Genomic DNA, 19,345 nt, shown 5'->3' on the forward strand with positions numbered 1-19,345 from the left:
AGCCTCTCAGCGATTCGTCTTCGGATCGAGCGCGTCCCGCAGCGCGTCACCGAAAAGGTTGAAGCCCAAGCAGATCAGCAGCAGCATCACGCCGGGGAAGACGCCCGGCCAAGGGGTGCGCGAAAGGTACTGCTGGGCGTCGGCGAGCATGATGCCCAGGCTGGGGTTCGGGGGTCTGATGCCCAGGCCCAGAAACGACAGGATCGCCTCGCCCAGCACGGCCGTCGGCATGATCACCGTGGCCTGCACGATGATCGGGGCCAGGGAATTGGGCAGGATGTGCTCGGCCAGGATCCGCGACGATGGGACGTGCATGGCACGCGCGGCCAGTACGAAGTCGGTTCCCTTGAGCCGCAACGTTTCCGCACGCACCACCCGCATCATGACCGGCACCTGTGCGACACCCAGGGCGATGGCGGCTTGGGTGAGTCCCGCGCCGTAGATGGCGGTCAGCCCGACCGCGAGCATGACGAACGGGAACGCCAGCACGGCGTCCGCGATGCGGGACAGCACCACGTCCAGCCAGCGCCAGAACCCGGCGAGCAGCCCCAGCGGTACCCCGATCACGACCGCGCACAGCACCGCCAGCCCGCCCACCTCGAGCGAGGCGCGGGTGCCGTACAGCACCCGGGACAGCACATCGCGGCCCAGATCGTCGGAGCCCAAAAGGAATCCGACCGTTCCGGGCTTCTGGAACGGCGTCGGGAAGTGCACCGCGGCGGGTGAGTAGGGAGCCAGCAGCGGCGCGAACGCGCCGAGTACGATCACGATCAGCAGCAGTGCCGCACCGACCAGCCCCAGCGGATTGCCCCGCAGGCGTCGCCATACCCGGGCGGGCGTCGAGACCGGCCGAGGCATCGGCGGGGTCGAATCCGGCGAGGTGGCCGAATCCGGCGCGGCGGCAGGTGATTCGGCGATCTTCTCGGCGTCTTGCACGACGGAGTCCGTACTCTCCGAGCTCTTCGACACGGTCACTGTGCCCTCCCGGCGACACGGACCCGCGGGTCGATCACCGTGTACAGCACGTCGACCAGCAGATTGATCACGATGTAGGACGCGGCGATGACCAGGACGACCGCTTGAATCACCGGATAGTCCCGGGAGAACACCGAATCCAAGGTCAGCTTCCCGATACCGGGCAGGCCGAAGATGCGCTCGGTCACGACCGTGCCCGCGATGAGCAGGCCGAGCTGCAGCCCGATGACCGTGGTCACCACGATCAGGCTGTTGCGCAGCCCGTAGCGCACGATGACCGTGCGCGGCGGCAGGCCCTTGGCGCGGGCGGTGCGGACGAAATCGGCGGTCAGCGTCTCCACCATCGACGAGCGCGTCTGCCGCTGCACCACCGCGGCGTGCGTGACGCCCAGGATCAGCGCGGGCAGGGTCAGGTAGTAGAGGCCACGCAGCGGATGATCCAGCGGCGACACATATCCCGAGGCCGGGAACCAGCCCAGCCCCACCGACAGGTAGAGCACCGCGAGAATGCCCAGCCAGAAGGTCGGCACCGACAATCCGACCAGCGACACCCCGTTCACCAGCCACTCCGGCCAGCGCCCGCGATACACCGCCGCGATCACGCCGCCGAGCACCCCGACCAGCACCGCGATCAGCATGGCGTACACCGCCAGCTGCACGGTGACCGGCAGCGTCACCCGAATCATGTGGCGCACCGGGGTTCCGGTGCGGATCGACCGCCCGAAGTCGCCGCTCGCCGCGTTCTTCACGAAGTCCAGGTATTGAATCGGCAGCGCGCGATCCAAACCGAGCTCGACCCGTACCGCGGCGACCGTGGCCGGATCCGCCTGATCACCGGCCATGGTGGTGGCGGGATCGCCGGGCAGCGCGCGCACCCCGGCGAACACGACCAGCGACACCAGCAGCAGCGTGACCGCCGATTGCCATAACCGGTGAAAGACGAACCGCAGCATGGGCTTCAGCCGTTCCGATCCGGCACGAACGCCGCCTTGCCGAGCCGCACCGCGCCGTCGGCGTACACCTCGATCCCGGTCACCCGGGTCGACTGCACGGTCAGATTCCGCAGCCGATAGGTGTAGATGTACGGGTTGTCGCGCTGGATGGCCGCGACCGCCTGCTCGTACAGGGCGCCGCGGCGCGCCGGGCTGGTGGTGTGCGCGGCCCAGCCCAGCACATCGTCCAGCGCGGGTGAGCTGAATCCGGTGTAGTTGCCGCTGGATCCGGTGGTCAGGAAGCGGGCGATATTGCCGTCCGGATCCAGTCGCCCGGACCAGCCCAGCAGCAGCGCCTCGTAGGTGCCGCGCTTCTGCGCGTCCAGCATGGCCGCGTACTCGGTCGGCACGATGCGCAGATCGAATCCGCCCGCGGCGACCGCGGTTTGCAGCGCCTGCGCGTACTCGAGCTGGTCGGCGACATTCATGACCTGCATGGTGATCGGGTAGGGCGTCTGCACCCCGGCCTCGGCGAGCAGGCGGCGTGAACGCTCCGGATCGTAGACCGGGCACCGGGTGGCGGCCTCGGTCGCGAATGAGGTGAGCGGCGCGATGCCGGTGCAGGCCGGTTGATACCAGCCCTTGAACACCTTGTCCGCCAACGCCTGTCGATCGATGGTCAGCGAAAGCGCCTGGCGGATACGGGGATCCTTGGCCAGCGGCGTATCGATCTGCTTCGCCGGTTTACCCGCGCCGTCCACATTGCCGATGTTCAGGTAGAAGCCCTGGAAGCCGAACGAGCCCGAAACCAGCAGGTGTAGATGGGCATCCGTGCTCAGCGCATCGGCGTCCTGGGGCGACATGGTGTCCGCGACCTGGATGGCCCCCGAGCGGATGGCCGACGCCCGGGCCTTGGGGTCGGTCATGATCCGGTAGGTGATGGTGTCGAAGTGCACGTTCTGCGCGTCGTAGTAGAGCGGGTCGCGCTCGACCACGATGGAGGTCTGCGGGGTGCGCTGCGCGAACTTGAACGGGCCCACGCACACCGGATTGTCGCCGAAGTTCTTGTCCTCCTCCTTCAGCGCGGCCGGGGACATGATCATGCCGGCGCGGTCGGCCAGCGCCGCGGTGATGGGTGCGAACGGCTGCTTGTAGCGGAGCACCACCTGCGTCTGGCCCTCGGTCTCGACCTCGGCGATCGGGCCCAGCTCGGCGGTGCGCTGCGAACCCTCCAAGGAGAGATGGCGTTTCAGGCTGGTCTGCACCGCCGCCGCGTTGAACGGGGTGCCGTCGGCGAAGGTGACGCCGGTGCGGACCGGGATGGTGACCGTCAGCCCGTCATCGGAGAAGCGCGGCAGCTCGGTGGCGAGCTGCGGGACCAGGTTGCCGGAAGCGTCGTTGTCGTAGAGCTTTTCGCAGATCGTGCTCATGACATAGCGCGTGTAGAGCGAGCTGGACGTCGTCGGATCCAGGCGGTCCGGATCGTTGGACAGCCCCATCGTCAGGTCGCCGCCCTGGCGCACCGGCTGATCCCCGACCGGGGTCCCGTAGTCGTCGGCGTGGCTGGCGACGACTACGGGCGATTCGGTCTGGGAGCAGGACGCGAGCACGAAGGCGGCGAGACCGACCGCGAGCAGCCTGCTCACCCGAGAGCGTCGGTGGCTCATCCCTGACCCGTGAGGAACGCGGCCTTGGCCACCCGCACCACGCCGTCCGGATACTGCTCGATGCCGGTGACCTTCGTGGTGTGCGCGGCCAGCAGCCGCTCACGGTAGGTGTAGAGGTACGGGTTGTCCTTCTGGATGAGCGTCACCGCCTGCCCGTACAGGTCCGCGCGGCGGGCGGTGTCGGTGGTGCGGGCCGCCTGCCCGAGCAGATCGTCGAGCGCCTGCGAGCTGTAACCCGAGTAGTTGCCGCTGGATCCGGTGGTCAGGAACCGGGAGATATTGGCGTCCGGGTCGATCCGGCCGGACCAGCCCAGGAACAGCGCCTCGTAGGTGCCGCGCTTCTGCACGTCGAGCAGCGCCGAGTACTCGGTCGGCAGGATCTCGAGCTCGAATCCGCCCGCCGCGACACCGGCCTGCAGCGCCTGCACATAGCGCAGCTGATCGGGGGAGTTCTGCACCTGCAGCTTCACCTTGTACGGGGTCTGCACTCCCGCCTCGGCGAGGAGCTTCTTGGACTTCTCGGGATCGTATGCGGGGCAGGCGATTCCGGCGGGTGTGGCGTAGGTGCTCTCCGGGGCGATCGGCGTGCACGCGGGCTCGTACCAGCTGTTGAACACGGTGGCGGCCAGGGCATTCCGGTCGATGCTCAGCGAGAGCGCCTCGCGGACCCGGGCATCCTTGGCCAGCGGGGTGTCGATCGGCTTGGCGGGTTTGCCCACGCCGTCCACGTTGCCGACATTCACGTAGAGGCCGCGGAAGTTCAGGCCGCGCGCCTGCAGCACACGCAGATTCGATTCCTTGGCCAGCGCGTCGACGTCCTGCGGGCTGATCGTGTCCGCGACCTGGATGTCACCGGACCGCAGATTGGTCGCGCGGATATTGGCGTCGGTCATGATGCGGTAGGTGATGGTGTCCAGGTGCACCTGCGCCGCGTCGTAGTACAGCGGATCGCGCTCCACCTTGATGGAGGTCTGCGGCACCCGCTCGACGAACTTGAACGGGCCCACGCACACCGGGTGATCGCCGAAATTGTCACCGGCCTTGGTCAATTCGGCCGGGGACAGGATCATCCCGGCCCGGTCGGCCAGGGCGGCGGTCAGCGGTGCGAACGGCTGCTTGTAGTGGACGACGACCTCGGTCGGGCTCTGCACGTCGATGCTCGCGATCGGGCCCATCTCACTGGTGCGCTGCGAGGTCTTCAATGTGAGGTGGCGCTGCAGGCTGGTCTGCACTGCGGCCGCGTCGAAGGGCGTGCCGTCGGCGAATTTGACGCCGGTGCGCAGCGGGATGGTGACGGTCAGCCCATCCTGCGACACCGTCGGCAACGCGGTGGCCAGCTGCGGGACCAGTTTGCCGGAACTGTCGTTGTCGTAGAGCTTTTCGCAGATCGAGTTCATCACGTAGCGCGTGTACAGCGAGCTCGAGGTGGTCGGGTCCAGGCGGTCGGGTTCCGCCGACAGGCCCATCACCAGATCACCGCCCGCCTTGACCGACTGCGTGCCCACCGGCGTGCCGAAATCATCGGCGTGCGCTCCGGTGTGGTCCGATGTCTGCGCCGCGCAGGACGCGAGTGTGACGGCGATGACGCCGAGCCCCAGGACTCTGGAGAAGTGCATGTGCAACAACCTACTTCGACATCCCATGAATTTCGCGGCGACGGATCGGCGCGGAATTCCGTTCATACGCTGTACTTTTCATCGCCCCGCGGCGTAACCCTGCATACCCCGGGGATTGGCTCCCGCGGCCAGCACGCCGGTCTCCGGATCGCGGGACACCGCACACATCCGGCCCTCCGACCAGGGGCCGCCGACAGTGATCCGATGACCCCGCTGTTCGAGATCGGCGATCACCTCAGTGCCGATGCGCGATTCCACCACGGTCACACCGGGACTCATGGTGCGCGGATAGAACGAGCCCGGGAAGCTCTCCTGATGCCAGTTCGGCGCGTCGATGGCACCCTGCAGATCGAGGCTGCCGCGCACCCGCTCGCCCAGCGCGACCGCCAGGAAGAAGTGCAGGCTCCACTGATCCTGCTGATCGCCACCCGGAGTGCCGAACGCCATGACCGCCGCGCCTTCGCGCAAGGCCAGCGAGGGGCTCAGCGTGGTGCGCGGACGACGGCCGGGGACAAGGGAATTCGGCAGGTCCGGCTCCAGCCACGACATCTGCAGCCGGGTGCCGAGCGGGAAACCCAGTTCCGGCACCACGGGATTGGATTGCAGCCAGCCGCCGCTGGGGGTCGCGGCGATCATATTGCCCCAGCGGTCCACCACGTCGAGGTGGCAGGTGTCGCCGCGGGTGTTGCCGTTGGAGGCCACCGTCGGCTCGCCAGCGCCGAGTGAAATCGAAGTTGCGCCAATAGCATTCGAACGCGCGTAGGAGCTGAGCCGGGGTGTAAGACCGCCGGGGCTGCCGGGGCGCAGCTCCTCGGAGGACTTCTCGCCGATCAATGCCCGGCGCGCGGCGTTGTACTCCGGCGACAGCAGCTGTTCGAGGGTGACCTGCGTGCTGTCGCCGTACCAGGCCTCCCGATCGGCCAGCGCCAGCTTCGAGCCCTCGATCAGGACGTGGTAGTACTCGGGCGTGCCGTACGCGGGCAGCTCGGACAGCAAGGCCAGCTGCTGGAGGAACGCCGGGCCCTGGCTCCACAGTCCGGCCTTGGCGATGGTCCAGCCGTTCCAGTCGTAGGCGGCCGGATCCTCGTACGTCGCTTCGTAATTCGCGAAGTCGGCGAGTTCGAGGGTGCCGGTGTGCCGTTCGCCGGAGGTGTCCATGGTGGGCCGCGCCGCCGCGGCGGCCAGCGCCTCGGCGATGAAGCCGCTGCGCCACACGCGCCTTGCCGCCTCGATCTGGGCGTCCCGATCCGCACCGGCTGCCTCTGCCTCGGCGAGCACCCGCCGCCAGGTCCGCGCCAGCGCCGGATTGCGCAGCAGCGCACCGGGTGCGGGCGGTTTGCCGTCGGTCAGGTAGACCGCCGCGGAGTCGGTCCACTCGGTCTCGAAGAGCTCCTGGACCTCGGCGATGGTCTGGCCGATCCGCTCGACCGCCGGGATCCCGTGCTCGGCGTAGCCGATGGCGTAGGACAGCACCTGCGACAGCCGCTTGGTGCCGTGATCGCGCAGCAGCAGCATCCAGGCGTCGAACGCGCCGGGCACCGCGGCGGCCAGCGGGCCGGTGCCGGGCACCAGTTCGAGGCCCAGTCCGCGGTAGTGATCGATCGTCGCCCCGGCCGGGGCCGGGCCCTGACCGCACAACACCTTCGGGGCATTTCCGATGGGTGCGAGGATGATCGGCACCTCACCGGCCGGACCGTTGAGGTGCGGCTCCGCGACATGCAGCACGAAGGCCGCGGCGACCGCGGCGTCGAAGGCATTGCCGTCGTCCTCGAGCACCGCCATCGCGGTGGCCGAGGCCAGCCAGTGGGTGGAGGACACCATGCCGAAGGTGCCCTGCAAGGTGGGGCGGGTGGTGAACAATCGATCCTCCGCTACGCCGTGAGCCGGTGATACAGGACCTGCTCCAGCAGGGCCACCAAGACGTTCTTGACCGATTCCCGGTCGCGCGCATCGCATTCCAGCACGGGGATGTCGCCCTCGAGTTCGAGGGCCTCGCGCACCTCCTCGAGATCGAAGCGCGGTTCGCCGTCGAAGCGGTTGACCACCACCACGAACGGGGTCCCGGTCTCCTCGAAGTAGTCGAGCACCGGGTAGCAGTCGTCGATCCGGCTGGTGTCGACCACGATCACCGCGCCCAGCGCGCCGTCCACCAGGTCGTCCCACAGGAAGACGAACCGCTCCTGGCCCGGGGTGCCGAACAGGTACAGGATCAGTGAGCGGTCCAGGGTGATGCGGCCGAAGTCGAGCGCCACCGTGGTCTGGGTCTTGTCCGCGCGATGTCCGGGATCGTCGACATTGATCGCGGCCTCGGTCATGGCGGCCTCGGTGGCCAGCGGCTCGATCTCGGAGATGGCGCCGATGAAGGTGGTCTTGCCGACGCCGAAGCCGCCGCTGATCACGATCTTGACCGAAGACGGTGTGCGCGGGGCGATTTGGGTGTCAGAGTGCGCGGACAAGGTCGCGGATCCTCTCGATGGCGGCGGTGGACAGCTCGGGCGCCTCGCGCACCGTCAGGTAGCCGCCGGCGGCCAGATCGCTCACGATCACCTTGGCCACGCCGACCGGAACATGCAGTGCGGCAGCGATTTCGGCAATGGAGGTGGGCTGCCGGCACAACCGCACCACCTCGCGCTGTTCCAGCTGGACCGGCGCGGAGTGCGCGTGCGGGGCCGCGGTCACCAGGGTCTCGATGCGCAGGCCGTCGATGACCGGGGTGGTGCGGCCGCCGGTGACCACGAAGGGCCGCACGAAATCGTGCGCGCCCTGGGTGAGGTCGGGGTCGGAATCTCTCATCGCCGCAGTGTCTCTCGTAGCTCGGAGATGAGGGCCGGATCCAGCAGGGAACCGGCGCGCTCGGCGAGAATGGAGATCTCGTAGCCGAGCAGGCCGACATCGCAGTTGCCGTCCGCGATGACGCCGAGGCAGCTGCCGTTGCCCATGGCCGAGACCAGCAGGAAGCCGCGCTTCATCTCGATCATGATCAACTTCAGGCCCTCGAAGGAATAGCTCCGCGAGGCGCTGGTCGCCAGGCTGGTGAGCCCGGAGACCATGGCGGCCAGGCGATCTGCCGCGACCCGTTCCAAACCATCGGACATGGCGATGAGCAGCCCGTCGGAGGAGACGGCGACGGTATCGCGCACCCCCGGGGTATTGCGAACGAAGTTCGCCAGCAGCCAGCTGAAGGAATGGGGATCGGCGCTCGGCAGCTGGGCGGTCACCGGATCTCCTCTCGGGTCGTCACGGACGGGGTTGTGCAGTGGAATCTGCTGTGCGGGAGGCTATATCGTCGAGCACCGGCTGCAGGCGGGAAGAGGTCGTATAGATCTCCGCGGCCCGCTCGTGCCCGGCGCGGAAGGCGGCGAGCATGGAACGGGTCTGCTCCGGCGTGCGCTCGGCCACCGGCTCCGGCGCGGGCGGCGGGGTGGCCGCCGGCGCCGGGCGCTGCTGCGTGGTAGCGGTCGCGGCGCGAGCGGCCTTGTTGCGCTTGACCAATCCGTTGCGCGTCGTGAGCCGGTCCGGATCCGGCGCGGCGGCGGGCCTGGGCGGGCGGTGCACCGGCGCGGTGTCGGGCTCGGGGCTCGGCGGCAGGGCGACGCGTTCGGGCCACGTCCGTTCCGGCTGCGCAAGCGGTTCCGGCTGCGCCGGGGGTTCCGGCGGTGCGACGGGTTCCGGTGCCCGGTATTCCGGCAGGGCGACGGGCTCGGCCGCCCTCGGGATCGCGGCGCGCACCGGCTCCGGGGCGGGGGCGGCAATAGGCGCCGGGTCCGAGCCCCAGGTCGGCTCGACCGTGGTGATCGCCGCCGACTCCTGCACCGTCTCGGTGAGCAGATCCCCTTCCGTCGCAAGCAATTCCGGCGGCAGCGTCAGGCGCGCGACGATGCCGCTGACCGGCGAGGTGTTCAGCTCGATCTCGATGCCCAGCCGCTGGGCGAGGCGGCCCACCACATAGTGGCCGAGGTAGCGGGTCGGCGCGACGATGAAGTCCTGCTCGCCGCGCAGCTTGGCATTGGACTGCGCGAGCTGCTCGGCGGTCATGCCGACACCGTGGTCGACCACCGCCAGCAGATACCCCTGCGCGGCCCGGCGGCCGTAGACCTCGACATCCAGATCGGGCGGCGAGAAGGCCAAGCCGTTCTCCAGCAGTTCGGCCAGCATGTGCGACAGTTCGCTGGCCGCCGAGCCCACGATGAACACATCCTCGATGCGGCGCAACACCACCCGGCGGTAGTCGTCCACCTCCGACATGCCCGCGCGGATCACGTTCACCAGCGAGATCGGCTGCGGTACCCGGCGCGGGCTGTTCTCGCCGACCAGCACCAGCAGGCTCTCGGCATTGCGGCGCATGCGGGTGGCCAGGTGATCGAGTTCGAACAGGTTCGCCAGGCCCTGCGGATCGAGCTCCTCGCGTTCGAAGTGGCTGATCAGGGCGAGCTGGCGGTGCACCAGCTTCTGGTTGCGGCGGGCCAGGCTGCCCATCGACTCGACGGTATTGCGGCGCACCAGCGCCTGCTGAGACGCGAGCTCGAACGCGGTGGTCTGCACGCGATCCAGAGCGTCGGCGACGGCGGCGATCTCGGCGCTCGCGCCCGCGGGCGGACGCACCGCGGCGGGCGGTTCCGGCGCGCTGTCGAGGGCGTGCGACCACTCGTCGATGACCCCGGGCAGCCGCCGCGACGCCACCTCGTCGGCCTCCCCGGCCAGGGTGGCCAGCGGCCGCACCAGATTGCGCACCGAGGCGAGCACCAGGGCGATCATGGCCGCGATGGCGATGGCCGCGCCGACCAGGAAGATGATCAGCTGCGTTTGCGCGGCATCACGCAATGCGTCGGCGCGGGAACGGATATCGCCGCCCACGGCCTTCTGCACGGTGCGCTGCGCGTCGATGACGCCGGTCATCCGGGTCCACCAGGTCGCCGGATCCACCGGGCGGGCCAGCGGGCCGTCGCCCGACGCCAGCGCGATGCTCTCGTCCTGCCCGACCCGGGTGGCGTCGTCGCCGCGCATGGCCTCGTCCAGATCGCCGCGCCGGTCGGTCCCGGCGAAGCGCGCGAAGGATTGCAGCGCGGACTGTTTGGCCGAGCGGATCTCCAGGAACTGGCCGTACTCACCGCCGGAGAAGTGCCCCGCCACGAAGACGCCGTTGAGGAAGCCGCGCTCCTTGTCGAACTGCTCCTTGACCGAGCCCAGTGCGTAGAAGGCCTGCAGGCCGCGCTGGAGTTCGGCGTCGGCGGCCCGATCCAGGCCCAGCGTCAGGCCGTTCAGCGCGCTCACCGCGTCGCCGTAGAACTTCAGCACGACGGGGCGGCTGACGCGGCGGGTGTCGACCTGGGTCCTGGTGTTGCCCAGCAGGTTCAGCTGCGCCAGCGCCGCACGGACCTGATCCGCGCCCGGCGCGTCCCCGCCCGCCGCGGCCTTGACCGTGTCGAGCGTGGTGTCCACGGTGTGCCGCTGGGCTTGCAGCGGCTGCTGCAGGCTGCCGTCACCACCGAGCAGGCCGTTGCTGAGTCCGAGTTCGCGCTGGATCTGGTCGGTCAGATCCTGGACATTCAATGCGAGCGATACCGCCTGGCGCGTGTCCTCGGATTCGCGGTAGTCCTTATACGCCCGTTGCAGGGTCGCTGCCAAGGGAACAAGAACCAAAATCAAAGCGAACGCCAAGATTCGGGAAAGCTGCCCGCGAATTGTCCTGGCGCGCAGTAGCCCGGTGAATGCAACCCCCGGTACCGGTTGTGTGTCGTTGGGTGACACGTCCTCCGACTCCGGTATGTCCCTTGGCATTTCCCGCCATAGGCGTGACCGCACTCCTGCTTCTCCTCTGAAAGTCCGCGAGGCTCGCAATTCGAACCCACGGGAGCCGTCTGAAAGCTCCCATATGGCCTCGCGGCAGTCAACTCCAGAGGGACTTAAGTTCAACGCGTGAACTTAACTATTGACTGACAGCCGGATCGCTTGTCTCGAAATGCAAATCGGCGGCGGCACCTTCGCGAGGTCGCCGCCGATTCGCGGAGAAGTAGCTGGTGGCCACCGGGGTGGGGTGCGACGTGATCGGCGAACAAATCTGGAACATTGGTGTGCCACAATTGGAGTCGGGCCGACCGGCCGCCGGACGGCGTCGTCGGGCGAGTCGACGAGCCGCCGTGGGAGCCGCTCTCTCAATGGAAGAAAAATACTTATTTCACAAATCGGCGCGCCATTTGTCGGCATCCGCTGTCCGCGTGGAACGCCTGATAGCCTCCCGATTTGTTTGGCGTTCGGACGGATACGTGAAGGCGGGGGCGGTGAGTATCGGAAGAATGGAGGATCGGCACACCAATGCGAATCGCGGGAATCGTATTGTTCGCGTTGCTGGCACTTTCCGGCAGCCATGGCCCGGGCGACGCCGTCGCCGACTTCGTGACGCCGGATTTATCCACGACCATCGAAACGCTCTCGGCGGGTGCGGCTTCGGCGGGTGTGTCGGTCGGCGGTGGCATGCCGCCCCCGACCTTCGGGTTGCCGTCCTGGTGGCGGGGCGGAGTCTGCGACCCGGGAAACGATCCCGGCAGCGTGGAAATCGGGCGCTGGGGCGACCTCATCGCGTGCGGGCCGAATAATGACGTGGTTTCCGGGACGGACCCCGGGGCCCGATGGGGCGGGGCGCTGGAATGGGAATGCGTGGAGCTCAGCGAGCGATATCTGAACCAGCGATACCACCTGCCCGCCGTCGCGGTGAACGGCGATGTCCTGGTCGACGCGTATTTCGATCCGATGATTCAGAAGCTGTTCGGCTTCGATATCTCCGACACTCCGCTGATTCGCGTATATCCGGGCCGGGGCAGCGTGCCCGTGCCCGGCGACGTGCTGAGCTTCGGACAGCCCGGCCGCCCCGGCCACACCGGTGTCGTCACGGCCGCGCTGGTGTCGGCCACCGGCCACGGCGTCATCACGATGATCAACCAGAATCGGAGCAACGGCGCACCGGGCTCGGCGTTCGTGACGATCACGATGATCAATGGGGTACCGCAGCCGCTGGGGCAGCTCACGGTGATCGACTGGATCCACGACACCACCTCCGACGCCAGGTAGGCGGCCGTCGCCCCGCTCGATCGTCAGGCCGCCCGGCGGGAGTGCTTGTGCGCCACCGCGAATACCCGGCGGAACGGTAGCCAGGTGGTGCCGTCGGGTTGTTGCGGATAGGCGGCGCGCAACAGCGGGGCGAGGTCGGCGCGGAAGAACTGCCAGTCGGCGTCGTCGAGGGCGTCTCGGACCGGGCGCAGTGCCGTGCCCGTCACCCACTCCAGGACCGGATCGGGTCCGGTGAGGGGCTGGAGGTAGGTGGTTTCCCAGGCGTCGACCTCGCAGCCCGCGGCGGCGAGGACGGCGGCGTACCCGGCCGGGTCGGGCACGGCCTCGCGCTCGAGGATTCCGGCGGATCCCAGCTTGCCGTACCACTTTTCGGAGTTGGCCAGTTCTCGGATCGTCAGATGTGAGGGGGCATCGAAGTTTCCGGGGACCTGGAGGGCGAACCACGCGCCGTCGGGCAGGGCCTCGATCCAACCCGCAAGCAGCGCAAGGTGATCCGGGACCCATTGCAGGACCGCGTTGGTGACCACCACATCCGTATCGGGGGAGGGCAGCCAGTCGCGGACGTCGGCGACGGTGGCGTCGATACCGTGTTCCTTTGCGGCGGAGACCATTTCGGGTGAGGAGTCGAACGCCTCTAGGGTCGCATCGGGCCAGCGCCGGGCCAGGGTAGCGGTCAGGTTTCCGGGCCCGCAGCCCAGATCGGCCACGCGCCGGGGCGCGGTCGCGCCGACCCGGTTCACCAGGTCGAAGAACGGTCGTGCGCGCAGATCGTCGAAGGCGAGGTACTTGGCCGGATCCCACATGGGCCGCTCCGATCATCGTCGAATTTCCCAAACCGTACGTCCGTACTGTATTCCTCTGGCGGGTGCGGTGCAAGGATGGGGGCGGTCGGTTCGATCGGGTGGGGGACCCGGTTATGAATGGGATTGCATCGTCGTGCATAATCATTTGCAGGACGACGGAGCGCCACGCAGAGCCGGACACGGCACGCGACTCGCGCGCACCGGCCCGGGACCTATACGCACAATCGAGGAGCACACGGACTATGACGAAGCGCGTCGTACTCGCCTACTCCGGCGGGCTGGACACCTCTGTCGCCATCAGCTGGATCGCGAAGGAGACCGGCGCGGAAGTCGTCGCCGTCGCCATCGACCTCGGCCAGGGTGGCGAGGACATGAACGATGTGCGCCAGCGCGCGCTGGACTGCGGCGCCGTCGAGTCCATCGTCGTGGACGCCCGCGACGAGTTCGCCAACGAGTACTGCCTGCCGACCGTGCAGGCCAACGCCCTCTACATGGGCCGCTACCCGCTGGTCTCGGCCATCTCCCGGCCGCTGATCGTCAAGCACCTGGTCGAGGCCGCCGAATACCACGGCGCCGACACCGTTTCCCACGGCTGCACCGGTAAGGGCAACGACCAGGTCCGCTTCGAGGTCGGCATCGGCGCGCTCGCGCCCGACCTGAAGGTCATCGCGCCGGTCCGCGACTACGCCTGGACCCGTGAGAAGGCCATCGAGTTCGCGGGTGAGAACAACCTGCCGATCAACGTGTCGAAGAAGTCGCCGTTCTCCATCGACCAGAACCTGTGGGGCCGCGCGGTCGAGACCGGGTTCCTCGAGGATCTGTGGAACGCGCCGACCAAGGACGTCTACGACTACACCGTCGACCCGACCGTCAACTTCGAGGCGCCCGACGAGCTCATCGTCACCTTCGACAAGGGTGTTCCGGTCGCCATCGACGGCCGCCCGGTCACCATGCTCGAGGCCATCACCGAGCTGAACAAGCGGGCCGGCCGTCAGGGTGTGGGCCGTCTCGACATGGTCGAGGACCGGCTCGTCGGCATCAAGTCGCGTGAGATCTACGAGGCGCCGGGCGCCATCGCGCTGATCGCCGCGCACCAGGAGATGGAAGCGGTCACCATCGAGCGCGAGCTGGGCCGCTACAAGCGGCAGGTCGAGCAGCGCTGGGGCGAGCTGGTGTACGACGGCCTGTGGTACTCGCCGCTCAAGCGCGCGCTGGACGCCTTCGTGCAGGACACCCAGCAGCATGTGTCCGGTGAGATCCGGATGGTGCTGCACGGTGGCAGCGTGGTCGTGAACGGGCGTCGCTCCGACGAGTCGCTCTACGACTTCAACCTCGCCACCTACGACGAGGGCGATACCTTCGACCAGTCGCTGGCCAAGGGCTTCGTGCAGATCCACGGCCTGTCCTCCAAGGTCGCGGCGCGTCGGGACCTGAACAGCAAGTAGTAGCCTGCGACCGGAGGCACCAGCCGAAGGAGAGCGCCCATGCGAACCGATGACGACAGTTGGGACATCACGGAGAGCGTGGGCGCGACGGCCATCGGCGTGGCGGCCATCCGGGCGTATGAAACCAGCCGTGCGGACGCCCTTTTCCGGGATCCGTACGCGGCGAAGCTGGTCGGCGCGGTCGGCTCGCAGGGCTGGGACGCCATCATGTCCGGGACGCTGAGCGAGCAGGCGCGCACCGCGGGCGATATGCGCGGTTGGGCCCTGGGCAGTGTCCTGACCGCCCGCACGCTGTACTTCGACGAGTATTTCGCCGCGGCCGTGCGCGCCGGGATCCGGCAGATCGTGATCCTGGCCGCCGGGCTCGACGCCCGCGCCTACCGGCTCGAATGGCCCGCGGGCACGCGGATTTTCGAGCTGGATCAGCCGAAGGTGCTGGCCTTCAAGGCGCGAGCGCTGGCCGACGAGCAACCCGCCGCCGATCGGCGCGAGGTGGCCGTCGATCTGCGGCAAGACTGGCCGAAGGCCCTGCTGGACAAGGGTTTCGAACCCGGTGAGCCGACCGCCTGGCTGGCGGAGGGCCTGCTGCGGTATCTGCCCGGACACGCCCAGGACCGGCTGCTCGAGCGGCTGGTGGAACTCAGCGCCCCCGGCAGCCGGATGGCGTTGAACCTGGGCATGGACAGCGATATGGCCGACGAGTACCGCGATCGCCGGCGAAAGGTCATGGCCGAGGCCGGGGTTCGCATCGACCTGGAGAATCTGTTCTACCCCTGGGCGGACCGCAAGGACCCCCGCGACTGGTTCGCCATGCACCGCTGGCTGGTGACCGAGGGCGATCCGGTCGCCCTGCTCGAAGACCGCGGCCGTGCCGTCCCCGAGGCGGCCAAAGCCGGTATGGGCCAACACATTCTGATGACCGCAATCCGACCCCGAGGAGACGAGACGCAATGACCCAGGGCGGCAGCACCAATGAAGGCGCGCTGTGGGGTGGACGCTTCGCGTCCGGCCCGGCCGCGGCGATGGCGGCGCTGAGCAAGTCGACCCACTTCGACTGGGCGCTCGCACCGTACGACGTCCGCGCCTCGAAAGCCCATGCGCGCGTGCTGCACAAGGCCGGGCTGCTCTCGGACTCCGATCTGGCGGGCATGCTCGCCGGGCTGGATTCGCTTGCCGCCGACGTGGCCTCGGGTGCGTTCGGGCCGCTCGAATCCGATGAGGACGTGCACGGCGCGCTCGAGCGCGGGCTGATCGACCGGGTCGGCACCGAGCTCGGTGGGCGGCTGCGCGCGGGCCGGTCCCGCAACGATCAGGTGGCCACGCTGTTCCGGATGTGGCTGCGGGATGCCATGCGGCACATCGCCTCCGGCGTGCTGGACGTGGTCGATGCGATCACCGAGCAGGCTGCCGCGCATCCGGACGCGGTCATGCCCGGCAAGACCCACCTGCAGGCCGCGCAGCCGGTGCTGCTGGCGCATCATCTGCTCGCGCACGCGCATCCGCTGCTGCGTGACATCGACCGGATCCGCGACTTCGACAAGCGGGCCGCGGTGTCGCCCTATGGTTCCGGCGCGCTCGCGGGCTCCTCCCTGGGGCTGGATCCGGAAGCCATTGCCGCGGAACTGAATTTCGATTCCTCGGCCGCGAACTCCATCGACGCCACCTCTTCTCGCGACTTCGCCGCCGAGGCCGCGTTCGTGCTGTCCATGATCGCCGTCGATCTGAGCCGCATGGCCGAAGAGGTGATCATCTGGAGCACACCGGAATTCGGCTACATCACCCTGGCCGACGCCTGGTCCACCGGCTCCTCGATCATGCCGCAGAAGAAGAACCCCGACGTCTCCGAGCTCACCCGCGGCAAGGCGGGCCGCCTGATCGGCAACCTCACCGGCCTGCTCGCCACCCTCAAGGCCCAGCCCCTGGCCTACAACCGCGACCTGCAGGAAGACAAGGAACCGGTCTTCGACTCGGTAGCCCAGCTGGAGCTGCTCCTCCCCGCCATCGCCGGCCTGGTCTCCACCCTGACCTTCCACACCGACCGCATGGCCGAGCTCGCCCCCGCCGGCTTCACCCTCGCCACCGACATCGCCGAATGGCTTGTCCGCCAAGGTGTCCCGTTCCGCGTAGCCCACGAGGCCGCCGGCGGCTGCGTCCGCGCCGCCGAGGCCCGCGGCGTCGGCCTCGACGAACTCACCGACGCCGAATTCGCCGCCGTCGACCCCGCCCTGACCCCCGGCGTCCGCGAGGTCTTGACTGTCCAGGGCTCCATCGCCTCCCGCAACGCCCGCGGCGGCACCGCAGGCACCCAGGTAGCCAAGCAACTCGAAGAGGTCCGCGGCACCGCCGCCACCCAACGCGCCTGGCTGAGCTGACCCGCAACAACAAACGGCCCGTTGGGTTCCCACTCCCGGAAACCCAACGGGCCGTTCGTCATCCGCGACGGTAATTCATATGCTTCGCGGCAGGCACTGACACACGACCGGGATCGTGCACCTTCCCACCGTCGATGGTGTGCTGCTTCCCCTTCTTCTTCCCCCGCCGTTCCTTCCGCGACAACGGTTGCCCAGCAGGGTTCTCCAAGGGAATTTCAGGCAGCTCAAAGCGCTCAGGCATCAGTCCTCCTACAGGTATGCGTGACCGACGAACCGGATCGGAAGCCGGCCGAAATCGGAAAAGCCACAGCACGGCCTCCAAGACCGCCGGGCATCAACAGCGAATCGCGCTCAGGAGAACAAGAACAGCCACATGCCGAGCACTGTAACCACGTGCGCCCATGCGCCGCATCCCATTTATTTCTCGCCTAGTTCACCGGGGGTTCGGTGCCGCCGGGGAAGGGGATGTGGCGGGGGGAGGTGTATTCGGCCTGGATCTTGTAGTAGCGGTCGGTGGGGCCGTAGGCGGTGTAGAAGGTGAAGGTTTGGGAGCCTGTTCCGGCGTAGGGGGCGGCGGAGACGAAGCGGGCGAGGACCGGGTCGAGGTGGGTGGGGAAGGTGGCGGGCTGGTGGCGGACCGGGAAGCAGATGCGCTGCATGCGGGGGGAGGTCCAGGAGAAGGTTCGGTACAGGTTGAAGGTTTGGCGGAGCAGGGACAGTTCTTCGTCGGTGGGCGGGGCGAATTCGAGGTCGGCCAGGATCGTGGTGATGTCGGTGGCGGTGAGCAGGCCCGGGGCGAAGACTTGTGAGTAGAGGTTCATGGTGCGGCTGGCGAAATCCAGTGCCATGATCGCGATTTCGCCGCCGTAGCGATTCAGGTGCGGGGCGTGGGTGCGGGCCGCGTCGGGGATGCCGGGGAAGGCCAGCACGCGTTGCACGCTGATCGGCTCGGGGAACATCATCCAGACCTTCTCGACACCCTGGGCGACCCCGACATCGACGCCGAAGAGGACGGGCACGGCGGCGGGGATTTCGGTGAGCAGCTGTTCCATCGGATGGCCGGTGAACTCGAGCAATCCCGCCTCACGCAGCGTGGTGACCGGGTCCGCCCCGCTGCCCGAGTTCATCAACCGCACGTTCAGCCGTCGTCGCGGCACCGGGTGGGTGGTCGTGCGAACGCCGAGGATGGACGTGGTCCACAATTCTTCGAGCGCGTCGAGCACCGGGTCCACGGCCGCCGCCTCGTAGGGCGCCTCGGCGAGGCGGGCGAACTCTTGCAGGTCCCGTCGAATCCGTTCGAGCGTCACAAGTTCGGATGTGCCCATGTCCACCTCGAATGTTCGCCGATGGCTACTCGCGTCCGGCCCAGGATAGCCTTCGCCCGCCTCGGCATCTCAGCTATCGACGGGCATCGGGCAGGGCGTGGATGGCGGCGGCGATGCCCTTCTTGTCGTAGCTGTTGATCGGCATTGTCGCGCCGTGGGCGTGGCGGACGGTGCCGTTGGAGTCGACCAGGACGGTGCCGGACTGTTGCATCGAGCCGAAGAGCTTGCGGGTCAGGCCGACCGATTCGTGGGCGCTGCCGGTGAGGACCGGGAACGGGATGGCGCGCTTGGTCTTCCAGGCCGAGGCCGCGCCGGGGTCCTCGGGCACCACCACGACGACCCGGATGTTCTCGGCGTCGAAGTCGGCGCGCTGCGCGACGAGGTCGCGGACGTGGCGGTTGCAGATCGGGCATGAGGTCGAGCGCATGAAGTAGAGGAGGGTGGCGCGTGCGTCGCGGTTGTCGGACAGGCGCCAGGGCTGTCCGGCGGTGTCGACGAGGTCCAGATCCGGGACCGGGCGTGCGGAAGTGAGCATGGTGGGGGCGTCCCTTCGAATGGGGTGTGTGGGATTGCGCTGGCGCGGCCGGGGTTACGGGCGGAGGTCGAGGCTTTGCCGGACGGCGGCGCGGGCGCGGTGGAGCTGGGATTTCATTGCGGCGGTGCTCAATCCGAGGGCGTCGGCGGTGGCGCGGCCGGGGTAGCCGAGGACGTCGCGCATGATGAGCACGCGGCGCTGCACCTCGGGCAGGGCCGTGATCGCCTGGGAGAGCTGGTCGGCCTCGATCCGGCGCAGGACTTCGTCCTCGGCGGAGTGGGCGACCTCGGTGTCCGGGAAATCCGTGCGCGGGGTCTGGTCGAGGAGGCGCCGGGCGCGGCGCACGCATTCGTTGCGGACGATCCGGAACATCCAGGACGCCAGTGCGCTGGTCGCGCGCAGGGTTCCGATCTTGCGGTACAGGATGATCAGCGCTTCCTGCGTGGCGTCCTCGGCGTCGGCGTCGGAGGCGCACAGGTGCCGAGCGAACCGCCGAACGTGCGGATGCGCGCCGTACACGACCGCGGCGACAGCCTCCCGATCGCCATTCTGCGCCGCCTCGACCAGATGCCTACCGGCCCAACCAGGTTCCACTACCGCCTCGTTCGAA

General features: G+C 68.4%; 17 protein-coding genes. 4 read left to right on the top strand and 13 right to left on the bottom strand.

Features of this window, described 5'->3' with window-relative positions:
- Positions 1-6 precede the first annotated feature (6 nt).
- The 9 genes from ON43_RS13890 to ON43_RS13930 form a co-directional block, all read right to left on the bottom strand.
- Positions 7-975, bottom strand: a complete 969-nt coding sequence (locus ON43_RS13890) for an ABC transporter permease (RefSeq protein WP_245568581.1) — start codon at positions 973-975, stop codon at positions 7-9.
- Complete coding sequence (locus ON43_RS13895) at positions 972-1,928, bottom strand: ABC transporter permease (protein WP_040807604.1); 957 nt, start codon at positions 1,926-1,928, stop codon at positions 972-974. Before ON43_RS13895 ends, ON43_RS13890 begins: the two co-directional genes overlap by 4 nt.
- A 5-nt stretch (positions 1,929-1,933) precedes the next feature.
- The gene (locus tag ON43_RS13900; protein WP_245568582.1) at positions 1,934-3,553 is read right to left on the bottom strand and encodes an ABC transporter substrate-binding protein; all 1,620 of its coding nucleotides are present in this window, start codon (positions 3,551-3,553) and stop codon (positions 1,934-1,936) included.
- Positions 3,554-3,570: 17 nt separating this feature from the next.
- Positions 3,571-5,190, bottom strand: a complete 1,620-nt coding sequence (locus ON43_RS13905; protein WP_040807606.1) for an ABC transporter substrate-binding protein — start codon at positions 5,188-5,190, stop codon at positions 3,571-3,573.
- Positions 5,191-5,268: 78 nt separating this feature from the next.
- The gene (locus tag ON43_RS13910; RefSeq protein WP_040807608.1) at positions 5,269-7,050 is read right to left on the bottom strand and encodes a gamma-glutamyltransferase family protein; all 1,782 of its coding nucleotides are present in this window, start codon (positions 7,048-7,050) and stop codon (positions 5,269-5,271) included.
- Positions 7,051-7,061: 11 nt separating this feature from the next.
- Positions 7,062-7,646: a GTP-binding protein gene (locus ON43_RS13915; RefSeq protein WP_083913401.1), complete on the bottom strand. Its 585-nt coding sequence runs from the start codon at positions 7,644-7,646 to the stop codon at positions 7,062-7,064.
- Positions 7,630-7,983 (bottom strand): DUF742 domain-containing protein, encoded by a 354-nt coding sequence (locus ON43_RS13920; protein WP_040807610.1) that lies wholly within the window; start codon positions 7,981-7,983, stop codon positions 7,630-7,632. The genes ON43_RS13915 and ON43_RS13920 overlap by 17 nt, the downstream gene beginning before the upstream one ends.
- Positions 7,980-8,408, bottom strand: a complete 429-nt coding sequence (locus tag ON43_RS13925; RefSeq protein ID WP_040807611.1) for a roadblock/LC7 domain-containing protein — start codon at positions 8,406-8,408, stop codon at positions 7,980-7,982. Before ON43_RS13925 ends, ON43_RS13920 begins: the two co-directional genes overlap by 4 nt.
- A gap of 19 nt (positions 8,409-8,427) precedes the next feature.
- Positions 8,428-10,815: a sensor histidine kinase gene (locus ON43_RS13930; protein WP_051178403.1), complete on the bottom strand. Its 2,388-nt coding sequence runs from the start codon at positions 10,813-10,815 to the stop codon at positions 8,428-8,430.
- A gap of 687 nt (positions 10,816-11,502) precedes the next feature.
- Here ON43_RS13930 and ON43_RS13935 point away from each other — a divergent pair.
- The gene (locus ON43_RS13935; RefSeq protein WP_040807613.1) at positions 11,503-12,255 is read left to right on the top strand and encodes a CHAP domain-containing protein; all 753 of its coding nucleotides are present in this window, start codon (positions 11,503-11,505) and stop codon (positions 12,253-12,255) included.
- Between the two features lie 23 nt (positions 12,256-12,278).
- Here the strand turns inward: ON43_RS13935 and ON43_RS13940 are convergent, their stop codons facing one another.
- Positions 12,279-13,058, bottom strand: coding sequence for a trans-aconitate 2-methyltransferase (locus ON43_RS13940; RefSeq protein ID WP_040807615.1), 780 nt, complete (start codon positions 13,056-13,058; stop codon positions 12,279-12,281).
- Between the two features lie 242 nt (positions 13,059-13,300).
- Between ON43_RS13940 and ON43_RS13945 the strand changes: the two genes are divergently transcribed.
- The 3 genes from ON43_RS13945 to argH are packed head-to-tail and all read left to right on the top strand — an operon-like array spanning position 13,301 to position 16,875.
- Entirely contained in the window at positions 13,301-14,503 is a 1,203-nt protein-coding gene (locus tag ON43_RS13945; protein WP_040807618.1) for an argininosuccinate synthase, read from the top strand.
- A 39-nt stretch (positions 14,504-14,542) separates the two neighbouring features.
- Positions 14,543-15,457 carry an SAM-dependent methyltransferase gene (locus ON43_RS13950; protein ID WP_040807621.1) on the top strand — a complete coding sequence of 305 codons (915 nt, stop codon included), beginning with the start codon at positions 14,543-14,545 and terminating at the stop codon, positions 15,455-15,457.
- Positions 15,454-16,875 carry an argininosuccinate lyase gene (gene argH / locus ON43_RS13955; RefSeq protein ID WP_040807623.1) on the top strand — a complete coding sequence of 474 codons (1,422 nt, stop codon included), beginning with the start codon at positions 15,454-15,456 and terminating at the stop codon, positions 16,873-16,875. Before ON43_RS13950 ends, argH begins: the two co-directional genes overlap by 4 nt.
- 428 nt (positions 16,876-17,303) lie before the next feature.
- On the opposite strand, the gene ON43_RS13960 is transcribed toward argH, so the two are convergent.
- The 3 genes from ON43_RS13960 to ON43_RS13970 all read right to left on the bottom strand — a co-directional run bounded on the left by ON43_RS13960 (position 17,304) and on the right by ON43_RS13970 (position 19,329).
- Positions 17,304-18,200: an aromatic prenyltransferase gene (locus ON43_RS13960; protein WP_157514023.1), complete on the bottom strand. Its 897-nt coding sequence runs from the start codon at positions 18,198-18,200 to the stop codon at positions 17,304-17,306.
- Positions 18,201-18,273: 73 nt separating this feature from the next.
- Positions 18,274-18,735, bottom strand: coding sequence for a peroxiredoxin family protein (locus tag ON43_RS13965; RefSeq protein ID WP_040807627.1), 462 nt, complete (start codon positions 18,733-18,735; stop codon positions 18,274-18,276).
- 54 nt (positions 18,736-18,789) lie between these two features.
- Positions 18,790-19,329 (bottom strand): RNA polymerase sigma factor, encoded by a 540-nt coding sequence (locus tag ON43_RS13970; protein ID WP_040807680.1) that lies wholly within the window; start codon positions 19,327-19,329, stop codon positions 18,790-18,792.
- Positions 19,330-19,345: the final 16 nt, after the last annotated feature.

The sequence above is a fragment of the Nocardia concava NBRC 100430 genome, assembly GCF_000308815.1.
In the GTDB taxonomy this organism is placed as follows: domain Bacteria; phylum Actinomycetota; class Actinomycetes; order Mycobacteriales; family Mycobacteriaceae; genus Nocardia; species Nocardia concava.

What these genes read in the sequence shown, in the direction of transcription:
- ON43_RS13895 (WP_040807604.1), bottom strand. Translation starts at nt 1,928, where the DNA reads ATGCTGCGGTTCGTCTTTCACCGGTTATGGCAATCGGCGGTCACGCTG.
- ON43_RS13905 (WP_040807606.1), bottom strand. Translation starts at nt 5,190, where the DNA reads ATGCACTTCTCCAGAGTCCTGGGGCTCGGCGTCATCGCCGTCACACTC.
- ON43_RS13920 (WP_040807610.1), bottom strand. Translation starts at nt 7,983, where the DNA reads ATGAGAGATTCCGACCCCGACCTCACCCAGGGCGCGCACGATTTCGTG.
- ON43_RS13935 (WP_040807613.1), top strand. Translation starts at nt 11,503, where the DNA reads ATGCGAATCGCGGGAATCGTATTGTTCGCGTTGCTGGCACTTTCCGGC.
- ON43_RS13940 (WP_040807615.1), bottom strand. Translation starts at nt 13,058, where the DNA reads ATGTGGGATCCGGCCAAGTACCTCGCCTTCGACGATCTGCGCGCACGA.
- ON43_RS13945 (WP_040807618.1), top strand. Translation starts at nt 13,301, where the DNA reads ATGACGAAGCGCGTCGTACTCGCCTACTCCGGCGGGCTGGACACCTCT.
- ON43_RS13950 (WP_040807621.1), top strand. Translation starts at nt 14,543, where the DNA reads ATGCGAACCGATGACGACAGTTGGGACATCACGGAGAGCGTGGGCGCG.
- argH (WP_040807623.1), top strand. Translation starts at nt 15,454, where the DNA reads ATGACCCAGGGCGGCAGCACCAATGAAGGCGCGCTGTGGGGTGGACGC.
- ON43_RS13960 (WP_157514023.1), bottom strand. Translation starts at nt 18,200, where the DNA reads ATGGGCACATCCGAACTTGTGACGCTCGAACGGATTCGACGGGACCTG.
- ON43_RS13965 (WP_040807627.1), bottom strand. Translation starts at nt 18,735, where the DNA reads ATGCTCACTTCCGCACGCCCGGTCCCGGATCTGGACCTCGTCGACACC.